This is a genomic window from Heliobacterium mobile (genome assembly GCF_009720735.1).
GTDB lineage: Bacteria > Bacillota > Desulfitobacteriia > Heliobacteriales > Heliobacteriaceae > Heliobacterium > Heliobacterium mobile.
In genome coordinates this window covers 46094-58153 of sequence record NZ_WNKU01000017.1, presented here as the reverse complement: position 1 = coordinate 58153, position 12060 = coordinate 46094, and the positions used below count along the sequence as shown (strand labels likewise).

The window sequence follows — 12060 nt, the reverse complement described above, 5'->3', positions numbered from 1 at the left end:
CTCCATTATGTTGTTACGTTGGTCGGTACGAATCGAGCGCTTTTCCCAATTATGTACCTTGTCGAAACTTTCACTTTATGCAATCTGTTATTTCTATAAAAAAGTAATAAAATCCTTGTCCTGTTTTAAATTTTCTTTCGTTGTCGCGGTATGCAAGGTAGCCTGTTTAAAAAGCAAAAGAGGATGGTCTTCCACCCTCTTCTCAAGGTTATTTGCACTTCTCAAATTCTTTGATCATAGCCGGCAGAATTTCCAGCACATCGCCGACGATGCCAAAATCGGCGACTTTGAAGATAGGTGCTTCCGGATCTTTGTTCACGGCCACGATGATGTCTGATGATGACATCCCGGCAAGATGCTGGACGGCACCGGAAATACCGCAGGCAAAATATATTTTCGGACTGACGGTTTTGCCGGTCTGTCCGACTTGATGGGGATGGGGCATCCAACCGGCATCGACGACGGCTCGTGAGGCTCCTACAGCACCCCCGAGCACCCGAGCTAGTTGTTCGATGACCTGGAAGTTTTCCGGCTTGCCCATGCCGCGGCCGCCCGAGACGATGATCTCCGCTTCTTCCAAGTTACAGGCCGCCGTGCAGGCGTTGACCACGTTCATGAGGGTGGTTCGCAAGTCAGCCAGCCTCACTTTGCTCGGCACTCTTATGATTTCACCAGTCCGGCTGTAATCTATGGCGGGCCGCTTAAAAACGTTCGGCCGTACGGTACCCATTTGGGGGCGGTGATTCGGGCATAAGATGGTCGCCATGATGTTGCCGCCAAAGGCAGGCCGTGTCCAAGCGACCAAACCCGTCTCTGCATCGACACCCAGTTCGGTACAGTCTGCCGTCAGTCCTGTTTCGACGCGGCAGGCGACGCGGGGACCAAGGTCTCGGCCGTTGATGGTCGCTCCAAGCAAGAGCACATTCGGTCGGTATGTGTTCACCAGATCGGTCAATGCCTTCGTATAGGCGTCAGAATCGTAATGGCTGTATTCCGATCCTTCGACGACGTAGACCTTATCCGCACCAGATGCGACGGCCTCCCGGATCAGTGCCTCCACTCGGTCGCCGATGACGACGGCAGCCAGTTCCTGCCCCATGGCATCGGCTAATTTACGGCCTTCCCCGAGCAGTTCAAAGGATACGCTGCGACTTTGGCCCTGGTCTTGTTCGATAAAGACCCAGAGTCCGCGATAATCCATGTTTTCATCGGTCTTTTTCGGTGATTCCTCTTCCCTGACGATGGCTTCGAAGGGACAAGCGCTGACACAGGCGCCACAATGGGTACAGCTCTCGGTGAAGCGAGCTTTGCTATCATCTATCACGATCGCGCCAAAGGGGCACTGGCTTTCGCAGGCCCCGCAGCCGGTGCATTTTTCGTCGATCAGGCGAATGGCCATATGGAAAGGTCCCCCTTGTTCAGATGATTTTCGATTCCATCAGTTTTTCGACCAGCTTAGCTGCCGCTTGCTGCGGGCTGTCGGCATGGATCATTTGCCCTTGAACTCGTTGTTTGGGGGCGAAAATGTGGCGTACCTGTGTGGGCGATCCCTTTAATCCCAGTTTCTGTTCATCTACGTCCAGATCGGCCATCGTATATATGGGGATTTCGGTCCGTTTCGCCCGCATGATTCCTTTCATATTCGGCAAACGCGGTTTATAGGCGGCTTTGGTAACGGTAACGACGAGGGGCAGCGCGGCGTTGATGACAGCATAACTCTCTTCTTGTTCCCGTTCGACGGTGACCTGCTCCCCCTCTAGGTCGATCTTCGCCACATGGCTGATCAGGGGGATCTCCAATTGCTCCGCCAATTCGGGGCCCACCTGGGCCGTGTCCCCATCGATGGCTTGTTTGCCACAAAGGATCAGATCAAAGCGCCCCAGTTTACGGATGCCGGCGGCCAGTGTATAGCTGGTGGCCAAGGTGTCGGCGCCGCCGAAGGACCGGTCACTGAGCAATACGGCCCGATCCGCACCCATGGCGATACATTCTTTTAATGCTTCTTGGGCTTGAGGCGGTCCCATGGAGATGACCGTCACCTGGCCGCCATGTTTAGCTTTGAGTTGCAGCGCCGCTTCCAAGGCGTATTTGTCATAAGGGTTGACGATGCTCGGGACGCCTTGGCGGATGAGGGTGTTCGTTGCTGGATCGATTTTCACTTCTGTCGTATCGGGGACCTGTTTGATACAGACGATGATCTCCATTCAGGTTGACCTCCCAACGAACCGGACGATCCCTTACGGGCAGGTCCGATGATTCTTTGCTATCATTCATTCAATCCATATGATGAAAAGTCCTCCTAACGTGTCATACATTCTCAAATAGATGCTGGGTTTGCTCTACTTTCCAAATTACTTTTTATTCTTTTCCTTTGTAAGCGCTTAATCTACCAGTGCATGGTCAGTTAGCCGAAACCACGAGAGAGCGAACCCCTGGTACGACAAGAATAAGTCATACCGGGGGTTCTTTTTGTAAATGCATTCTAAGATTAAATGTTTACAATGCACTACAAGAAAGGAAAAGGGTAATTTCTATAGAAATTGCCTATAGTAATAGAAGGCACGTTAAGGATGTGTAGCTGGTGTATAAACTTACAAGGTGGTCTGTTAGATTAGCACGTTTTGTATTCCTGATGATTCTTACCTTGCTTATCTTTCAGTCAGGTTCAAATATCTCATATGCGGATACATACGGTGACTACACCTTCAGACTTGATAATAATGCAGCCGTAATTACGGGTTATTCTGGTTTGGGTGGTTCTATTTCGATCCCAGATACGATGGATGGTCATAGGGTATCTGAAATTGATAACAATGCATTTCAGGGTTGTGACGGACTAACGAGCGTAGCTATCCCTGCCAGCGTAACCAGAATTGGTTATAGTGCTTTTTTAGACTGCACCGATTTAACGAGTGTGTCCATTCCAAGTGATAGTAGATTAACCAGTATTGATAGCGGTGCATTTATGAACACCAGCCTAACGAGTATAACCATTCCTGACAGCGTAATAAGCATTGGCGGTGGTGCCTTTGGAGGATGTAGCGACCTGCAATCTATATATGTAAGTAGCATGAATCCAGCTTATTCGAATGTTGACGGAATCCTGTACGACAAATTAGGGACTACTTTGATTTGGTATCCTCCCAATAAAACGGGTCCGCACATTATACCTAACGGAGTTACGAGAATTGGCTTCAGTGCTTTCTGGGGTTGTAACGGACTGACGAGTATAATCATTCCTGATGGCGTAACCAGTATTGGAGACTTTGCTTTTTGGGGTTGTAGCAGACTTGCTAGTGTGTATATTCCAGATAGTGTTACTAATATTGAAAGCCACACGTTTCAGGGTTGCAGTAGCCTTACAGTTATAAACATTCCTGATGGTGTAACCAGCATTATTGACTATACATTTATGGATTGTACTGGTTTAAGGAGTGTAACCATTCCCGCCAGTGTCACTCATCTTGGAAACAATGTTTTTAATGGTTGTAGTAGCCTATCGACGGTCAAGTTTCTAGGAGATCCACCTGTTTTCTCAATAGATACATTTCAAGGTTGCAGTTCGAACCTACAAATCTACTTTCCAGACGGTGTTACCGGATACGAAACCTTAACCTTGGTTTATACAACAATGCCCGTTACTTATTACTCAGTTAATTATGATGGCAACGGTAATACGGGCGGTAGCGTTCCCTCAGATAGCAACGGCTATATGCAGGGAGAAAGCGCCACCGTCCTGAGGAATACCAGACATCTAGTAAAGGCTGGTTTTACCTTAGACGGGTGGAACACCGCAGCGGATGGTAGAGGGACCGATTACGCCCCTAATGCTACGTTGACCATAGGTACGGCCAGCATTACGTTGTATGCTAAGTGGACGGCTACAGTAACTTTCGACAGCCAAGGTGGTACTTCGGTACCGAGTATTACCAACGTCATAAGTGGGAGTATGATTTCGGCGCCAACGCAACCGACACGAACAGGCCATACCTTTAGCGGTTGGTATAAGGAACCTGGTTGCACGAACCCATGGAATTTCACAAGCGATACCGTGATGGAGAATATTACCCTCTATGCGAAATGGGAACCAAATCCACCCAGCGGCGGATGGTCATGGTATCCTGGACAACTGCAGTTCAGTCAGCCTTCGTACTTAATTGTTGAGGATGCTGGTACGGCCACGATTACAGTTGAGCGCATTAATGGTAGTGACGGAACGGTCTCTGTACACTATGCTACCAACGATGGGACTGCAAAAGATGGTGAGGACTATACCGCAACAACCGGTGAGATTGCATTTGGTTATGGGGAAACGAGCAAAACCTTCACTATCCCTGTCATCGATGATGCTGAGTACAGGGGAGACCGAACGGCAATCCTAACATTAAGTAGTCCCACGGGCGGGGCAACGCTGGGCACGGTAACTACGGCGAATCTAACAATCTCAGATAACGAGTTGCCCCATGCTGGTAAACTTCAATTCAATACTGGAACGTATACGGTAAAAGAAAATGATGCAGGTATAAATATCATCGTTTCTCGCACCGACGGGAGCGATGGAACGGTCACCATACATTACGCAACCAGTGATGAAACCGCCAAAGCGGGAACGGACTATGTTACTATTTCAGGAGAACTTACTTTCTTCCAGGGAGAGATCGCCAAAACCATTCCGATTTCCCTTTTAGATGACAGTAGCTACACAGGAGACAGAGTTGCTGTAGTTTCATTAAGCAATCCCACGGGGGGAGCTACTTTAGGAGAAATGAGTCAGGCGAGGGTTTCGATTGTAGATAACGATTCCCCGATTAATGTTAAATCGGTTCAAATTAACAAAAGTAAGCTCTCGGCAAGGAGCGGCGGAAATTCAGTAAAGCTGGTCGCCAAGATAACCCCCGAAAATGCCTCAAACAAAAAGGTTCTGTGGAAAAGCAACAAACCTTCCGTTGCTGAAGTTGACGAAAACGGTGTAGTAACCCCTATCTCTCCCGGTACCGCAATTATCACGGTTACCACCCAGGATGGAAAGAAAAAGGCTCAATGCAAAGTAACGGTAACAGGCATTGCAGTTAAGTATGTGAAATTAAATAAAAATCGACTAAACTTATCCGTAAAAGATGCTCCAGTTACCCTTAGCGCCTCTATAAAGCCAAGATATGCTTCGAACCATAAAGTGAGTTGGTCAAGTAATAAACCATCTGTGGCGACTGTGGATCAAAATGGTGTAGTCACCCCAATAGGTTCGGGGTCAGCTACTATCATTGTAACCACTTTAGATGGCAGAAAAGTTGCACGATGTACTGTGAGAGTGAAATAATTTCGGTTTACATAGGACCACCAAACAGAACAATGAAGCGCATTACGAACCGCAGCAGTGGGCCGATGTGACATTGGTGAAAGAGGGCCTAGGTCGTCGTAAAATCCGGATTCAATGTCGAAAAACAAAATAACCAGTATGATTCGAACCCCTGGTACGACACGGATAAGTCATAACGGGGGGGTTTCTTTGTAAATGTACCCTAAGATTGAGCGCTTACTTTCCTTTGATAAAACAGGCTTTCGGACTCTAAAACGTTCATGACCCTTCGGGGACAAGCGATGATGCCAAAAGGCTTTCGATAAAAAAAGGTTTTCAATAAGAAAATACCCCTTCCGAATAATGGAAGGGGTATTCGCTAAGTACCTCACCGAGGACATTCTGCTGGGGATGTGAGCACCTTCTGTTCATGGGCCAGCAGCCACTCTTTTCGCCAGAGCCCGCCGGCATAGCCAGTCAGTTTGCCGTTGCTGCCGATGACACGGTGGCAGGGGACGATGATGCTGATAGGGTTTTGGCTGTTGGCTCCCCCGACGGCTCGGACCGCCTTGGAATTGCCCACAGCTTCGGCGATATCCTTATAGGATGCGGTCTGTCCGAAGGGAATATCCGGTAATTTACGCCAGACTTGTTTCTGAAACTGGGTGCCTTGGGGGTTGAGTTTTACGTTAAAATCTCTCCGGGTTCCCCGGAAATACTCATCCAGTTGCTGCCGACAAGCGATTAGGCAATCAGGAACCGTCGCTTCCTTTGCATTTTCGGTCGCTGTAGCTCCCTCTTCCAAAAACAGCACCGATAAGATCCCTTCATCAGTCCCTTGAATTTCCAACAGGCCGATGGCCGTAGGATAGCACACCCGATGTATCTCCGTCATCGGTTCTTCCTCCAATTCCACCACATCGATATCAACAGGTTCCCGCTCAGTGTAGAATCGGAACGTTACTTCATCAACTGTGGCTTGCGTTTATCAAACCAAACTGGTCGTAATCGGCACCGTTCAGCTAGTTCGATAGCTTTATCGAGGCGACGGCCGATGTCAACGGGATTGTGAGCGTCTGATCCAATCGTAACCCACTGGCCGCCCAGTTCCTGAAAGCGGCGATAGATCGGGAAGAGTGACTCGACAGCCCTAGGGTTATCGAGTCGGCGGGAGTTGATTTCGATGGCCTGCCCCCGCTCGGCAAGCAGCGTCAGGATGGGGTCGATGCGATCCCGGAATTCGGCATAGTCTATTTCCGGATCCTCTACGGCTGCATAACGGCAGATGTAGTCGATATGACCTAACGTATCGACAAAGTCGAACTGTTGGACACAGCCATACATGGTATCGAAGTACCGGTCATAAGCCTCTTTTTTGCACCGACCCTGGTAAAAGGCCTCTGGATATATCTCCTTCTTGTCGACCACATGGACGGAGCCAATGATGAAATCAAAGGGATAGTGAACTGCCATTTCCCGGTTCTTATCAGCCAGTTCATAGCGCATACCCATCTCGACGCCGAGTCGCAGACGGGGACTTCGGTAGCAGTCGTATTCCTGGAAGTAATCGTCAAGATTGAATTTGAAAAACTCCGGTTGGGGGTATTCCAAGTCCATATGTTCCGTAATGATAATGCCGATATCCAATCTCTCTGCTTTCGCTATAGCCTCTTCGATGTGCATCTGCGAATCCGTAGAAAAACGAGTATGGACGTGAGAGTCAAAAATCATGAGAAACCTCCTATTTTTACGGTGAGAAAAGGGTGCTGAATGCTCGAACCACTTGCTGCTTATATCTTCAACAGGCGAAAAAGCACCTATTCTCTTTCTTTATTGTACTGAAAAGCACCGGCTCGCGGGAAGGGAATCTTCCGCAAGCCGGTGCTTTTTTACGCAAACAGGTTTATTTCCGTAATCTCCGATTGGGATGTACAGGCAGCAGCTATTCTTCGCCGAATTTGCTTTCGACGAGCGACGCCAAGGCGGCCACACATTCTACTTCGTCCTCACCGTCGGCGGTCACCGTAAAGGCGGTCCCCGATCGAAGGCCCATGGTCATGACTCCCAAGATACTCTTCGCATCTACTTGCTTGCCGCCTGCGCTGATCTTCACTTTACTCTTAAATTTCGATGCTGTTTGAACGAACTGGGAGGCTGGACGGGCATGAAGGCCCGTCGGATTCGTAAGTACCAGTTGGATTTCGGTCATGTTTAAACACCTCCCAAGTTTACAGGCACTTACGCATTTCCCGGGCGCCTTCGGCGGTGGCCAGCACCTGTTCCAAGGGACTGCCTACGGAAGCCTCGACGACGGCGCCGATAGTTCCTTCTAAAATCGGTGCATCGGCGATCCGGACACGGGCACGAAGGTTTTCGTCAAGAATCTCCAAGGCGGTGTCGGTGCTGAGGACAGCACTGCCTAGATCAACCATGACAATAACGCCTGCGTCGGTCATAGCGTCCACGATAGCTTCACTCACACGCATAGCATCGGTGCCGATAGAGCCGTCGGCCATCCCTCCAGCAGCGATGATCTTTTGTTCCGGCTTAGCCATCTGCAGTGCTAGTTCACGGATGCCTTCCGCCACTTTTGCGCTGTGGGAAACAACTACAATTCCAACCACGACCTACGCCCCTAACTGCTGGCTGCGGCAGAATTCCGTCAGTGCGGCCAGCATGAGATAAGATGAGGTAGCTCCAGGATCTTGATGGCCTAAACTGCGCTCACCGAGGTAACTGGCTCGTCCCTTGGTGGCGATGATCGTCTTGGTGTACTCGATGCCCTCTTTGGCGGCCTCACAGGCCGCATCTAGGCTTTCGACGAGGCTCTTTTCAGCTTTTACCGCTTCGACAAAGGCTTCATAGGCCGGCTCCATCGCATCGAGCATCGTCTTTTCGCCCCGGCTGGCTTTCCCCCGGTCCTTGATTCCCTGAAGCGCAGCCGACCAGATCTGGGTGATCCCGTCTGGATCAAGGGTCGCTTTGCCCTGGGCCGCTGCCGCGGCCCGCATAAAAGCCGTACCGTAAAGGGGGCCGGAAGCTCCGCCGACTGTCGAGATGAGAGTCATGCCTGTCAGCTTCAACAATCCGCTGATGTCGGTCCCTGGAGCCGCCGCACGAATTTTTACCCGCACGGCTTCAAAACCCCGGGCCATATTGATACCATGGTCGGCATCCCCGATGGCCGCATCGAGCGAGGTCAATAATTCCTTGTTCTGCACAATCGTATCGGCGACGGCTTCCAGAGCCGCAACGGTAAATGAACTCACGAAGCCACCTCCTTCAAAAAGGCCTTATTTTCACACTTTTTTATGTCCAAAGCCATGTAATCAGATGGATAAATATTGGATAACCAATTTCAAGCGACGATCAGCACACGGCGTTGCTTATCCGGTGATTCTACACTTGAACGAATGCCGGCGTATCGGCGGCGGCAAAGAGCAGCTCCTTCGTTTCCCCATCCAGTTTTAGCAGGGAAATGGAGAATCCGGCCATCTCTAAGGACGTCATGTAGTTGCCGACCAAGGTCTTGGCAATCTTCATGCCGGCGTCACCGAGGATCTGGTGGACTTTACGGTTGACCACATAGAGTTCCATTAAAGGAGTTGCACCCAGACCGTTGACCAGAACAGCTACTTCGTCGCCGGCAGCGAGCTGGAGGTCGGCGAGAATTTTTTCCATCAGGTGGGCTGTCGTTTCATCGGCCGAACGCAGTTCTTCCCGGTGTGTGCCTGGTTCACCATGGATCCCGAGGCCGATTTCGACTTCATTTTCGGCCAGGGTAAACCCGGGCTTGCCGGCCGCCGGAACGGTGCACGGGGTCAGGGCCATCCCCATGGAGCGAACATTGGCGATGACTTTTTCGGCCACTTGTTGGACCGCTTCTAAGTCGGCACCGGTTTCCGCTTTGGCACCGGCGATTTTGTGCACAAAAACCGTACCGGCAATGCCGCGCCGTCCTGTCGTCCAGGTGCTGTTTTCGACGGCAACATCGTCATTGACGATAACTTTGGCCACTTTGATACCGTCGGCTTCGGCCATCTCTGCGGCCATATCGAAGTTCATCACGTCACCGGTGTAGTTTTTGATGACGAGCAATACCCCTTTGCCGCCGTCAACCGCTTTGATCGCTTCGTAGACCTGATCCGGGGTCGGCGAAGTAAAGACAGCACCAGCGACAGCACCGTCAAGCATGCCTTTACCGACAAAACCGCCATGGGAGGGTTCATGACCGCTGCCGCCGCCGCTGACTAAAGCTACTTTGCCAGCTACAGGCGCATTGGCACGAACGATTACATCGAATCCTTCGACACGGCGGACATACTGGGGATGGGCGAGAGCGATACCTTGCAGCATTTCTTCGACGACTTGCTCCGGTGCGTTAATGACCTTTTTCACAAACAATCGCCTCCGTCAATCTTGTTCGTTTTCTAATTTCTGTGCTTCATCCATGTTTCATGCACTTTTTGGGAGGTATCTTTTACCTCCGTGATTATGTAATTTTTCGAACTTACTCATGTAGAGATGCAAAAACCGTGCCAAGGATTTTACGGCATCAGACAAGGCTTCCTTTGGGAAAAAGTATCAACATCGCTGTAGTCACTTGATAGATTTCCCCAAGTTCTAACCATTCTCCCAAGCAATCGTTTTTTCTATCCCATACTTGCGCGCTTTCGCCGCGATCGTTTTATGGGTCAGTCCGAGCGCTTTTCCGGCAGCGTTGAAGGAGCCATGTTTTTTCAACGCCAAAGCGATGATCTCTTTTTCGTATTCCTCCCAGGTGAGCAGAGCCGGTAATGAATCGTCTACAACGTTTTTTATCGGCTCACTCTCCCTCTTGGAAACTACCGACGGTTCGCCGAGCAAGGAGGGCATCGACGATTTGCCAGCTTCGCGGAGATAAACGGGGAGATCGCTTAAGCCAATCTGTCCATGATCGGTCAAGGTGACCACCCGTTCGATGATGTTTTCCAACTCTCTCACGTTGCCCGGCCAAGGATACTCCATCAACATCGCTAAGGCTTCCCGGCTGATCCCTTCGATCTTCTTGTCCAAGTTCCGGGCTATCTTCCCGATAAAGTGCTCCACCAAGAGGGGAATGTCTTCTTGCCGCTCTCGCAACGGCGGCAGATGAATAGGTATCACGTTCAGCCGGTAGTATAAGTCTTCCCGAAACCGGCCTTCGGCGACCATTTGCTCGAGGTCCTGGTTTGTGGCCGCAATGATTTTGACATCGATGCGTCGGGTCTCCTCTCCGCCCACAGGTGTGATCTCTTTTTGCTGCAGCGCCCGGAGCAGTTTGACCTGCATGTTTTTATCCATTTCTCCGATTTCGTCGAGAAAGATCACGCCATTACGAGCCAGCTCAAACTTGCCCAGCTTTCGCTTGATGGCTCCGGTGAAGGCCCCTTTTTCATGGCCGAAGAGTTCGCTTTCGAGCAGGTTCTCTGGGATGGCGGCGCAGTTTACGCGAATGAAGGGTCCCCTTGCACGAGGTCCTGCGGCGTGAATGCCTTCGGCCACCAGTTCCTTGCCGGTGCCGCTCTCTCCCCGGATGATGACCGTCGACGGCCCTTCCGCCGCTTTGGCTGCAATCGCCAGGGCATCGAGCACTTTGCCGCTTTTTCCAATGTAGTGTTCGAACGCCTTGCCCGGTTTTTTGGTCCGCTGCAATTCCTGTTCCAGGTATTCGGCGCGGGCAGCGAGGCGGGTCAGTTTTTCCATCAAGATCTGCACTTCGGAGATATCTTTGACGATCGATACGACACCGGTGACCTCTCCATCGACGATGATCGGATAGGCATCGGCGATGACGGTGACAGCAGACTTGCGCCGGATTTCTCCGGAAACGGGTTTGCCCGTCGACAGTGCCCGGCTTCTCGCCCCGTCGGGAGATGTTTCTCTCACGTTCTGGCCGATGATCAGATCTTTTCCTTTGTTGAGCATGCGTTCGTAGGCCGGGTTCACATAGGTGACGTACCCCTCTCGGTTGACTACAGAGATGCCGTCCTGTACCGATTCTAGCAGGAGTTGAAGGCGCTCTTTGAGCTCTTTCACTTCCTGCAGTTCTCCCGTCACTTTGTCCAAGACGGAGATGTCCTCGAAAATCGCTACGGCGCCCTTCACCTTCCCGTCCACGATGATAGGGGAACGATTGGTGATGATGATCGAAGCGCCGAGGACTTGACGGCATCCTAGTTCCGCTTCCTGCGTCTCTGTGACGACATGCATCCGCGAACCGGGAATGACTTGGTCCGCCTTTCTGCCGATGACCTCCGCCGCCGATAAATCCATGATTCGTTCGGCGGCAGGATTAAAGATGGTGATGATGTCATTTTCGTCGGTGACGATGAGCCCATTGGCCACGCTACTGAAGACATGTTCCGCCGTCAAAGCGTTATCCTGCAGGAGCCGATCGACCTGGTTGAGCATCCGTCCATTCGACATGGGAAAATCGCTTTCCAGAAGTTGTACCAGTTCCCAGACAGCGGGTCGAATTTGGTCGCCTTGGGCCGATACCGAGACGATTTCCCCTTTTTTGACGGTAGCCGTCACGATCTGCATCAGGTTGGTCGCCGGGATTCGCTCCCGGTCCCGGCAGCGCAGAAATAATGATACTTGGTATCTGGATTGAAGCTCACTCGATTTTTGGACGATCATGGCCGCTACCCGCGTGTGCAGACCCTTGTCATGCCGGATGAGGACCTTTTGTTCGTACATCCGATCAATCCGCCTTTTTTCGTTCTCTGCAAAATAAACCTTTT

10 protein-coding genes are annotated in these 12060 nt (G+C 50.9%); 1 reads left to right on the top strand and 9 read right to left on the bottom strand.

Annotation, left to right across the window (positions count from 1 at the left end; translation table 11 throughout):
• Positions 1-208: 208 nt before the first annotated feature.
• Together GJ688_RS13480 and GJ688_RS13475 are read right to left on the bottom strand one after the other, a co-directional pair.
• Entirely contained in the window at positions 209-1399 is a 1191-nt protein-coding gene (locus GJ688_RS13480; protein WP_155477076.1) for an electron transfer flavoprotein subunit alpha/FixB family protein, read from the bottom strand.
• A 19-nt stretch (positions 1400-1418) separates the two neighbouring features.
• Positions 1419-2204 carry an electron transfer flavoprotein subunit beta/FixA family protein gene (locus GJ688_RS13475; RefSeq protein ID WP_155477075.1) on the bottom strand — a complete coding sequence of 262 codons (786 nt, stop codon included), beginning with the start codon at positions 2202-2204 and terminating at the stop codon, positions 1419-1421.
• 377 nt (positions 2205-2581) lie between these two features.
• On the opposite strand from GJ688_RS13475, the gene GJ688_RS13470 reads away from it, so the two are divergent.
• Positions 2582-5317, top strand: a complete 2736-nt coding sequence (locus GJ688_RS13470) for a leucine-rich repeat protein (protein WP_155477074.1) — start codon at positions 2582-2584, stop codon at positions 5315-5317.
• A 367-nt stretch (positions 5318-5684) separates the two neighbouring features.
• Here GJ688_RS13470 and GJ688_RS13465 read toward each other — a convergent pair whose 3' ends face one another.
• The 7 genes from GJ688_RS13465 to GJ688_RS13435 all read right to left on the bottom strand — a co-directional run bounded on the left by GJ688_RS13465 (position 5685) and on the right by GJ688_RS13435 (position 12016).
• The gene (locus tag GJ688_RS13465; protein ID WP_155477073.1) at positions 5685-6191 is read right to left on the bottom strand and encodes a methylated-DNA--[protein]-cysteine S-methyltransferase; all 507 of its coding nucleotides are present in this window, start codon (positions 6189-6191) and stop codon (positions 5685-5687) included.
• A gap of 65 nt (positions 6192-6256) precedes the next feature.
• Positions 6257-7027 carry a histidinol phosphate phosphatase gene (locus GJ688_RS13460; RefSeq protein ID WP_155477072.1) on the bottom strand — a complete coding sequence of 257 codons (771 nt, stop codon included), beginning with the start codon at positions 7025-7027 and terminating at the stop codon, positions 6257-6259.
• 211 nt (positions 7028-7238) lie between these two features.
• On the bottom strand, positions 7239-7505 hold the full coding sequence (locus GJ688_RS13455; protein WP_155477071.1) for an HPr family phosphocarrier protein: 267 nt from the start codon (positions 7503-7505) through the stop codon (positions 7239-7241).
• A gap of 19 nt (positions 7506-7524) precedes the next feature.
• Positions 7525-7920 carry a dihydroxyacetone kinase phosphoryl donor subunit DhaM gene (dhaM, locus tag GJ688_RS13450; RefSeq protein ID WP_170291979.1) on the bottom strand — a complete coding sequence of 132 codons (396 nt, stop codon included), beginning with the start codon at positions 7918-7920 and terminating at the stop codon, positions 7525-7527.
• A 3-nt stretch (positions 7921-7923) separates the two neighbouring features.
• Positions 7924-8565: a dihydroxyacetone kinase subunit DhaL gene (dhaL, locus tag GJ688_RS13445; protein ID WP_170291978.1), complete on the bottom strand. Its 642-nt coding sequence runs from the start codon at positions 8563-8565 to the stop codon at positions 7924-7926.
• 130 nt (positions 8566-8695) lie between these two features.
• The gene (gene dhaK / locus GJ688_RS13440) at positions 8696-9694 is read right to left on the bottom strand and encodes a dihydroxyacetone kinase subunit DhaK (RefSeq protein ID WP_170291977.1); all 999 of its coding nucleotides are present in this window, start codon (positions 9692-9694) and stop codon (positions 8696-8698) included.
• Positions 9695-9919: 225 nt separating this feature from the next.
• A complete protein-coding gene (locus GJ688_RS13435; protein WP_155477070.1) occupies positions 9920-12016 on the bottom strand; it encodes a sigma 54-interacting transcriptional regulator in 2097 nt (698 codons plus the stop codon).
• Positions 12017-12060 lie beyond the last annotated feature (44 nt).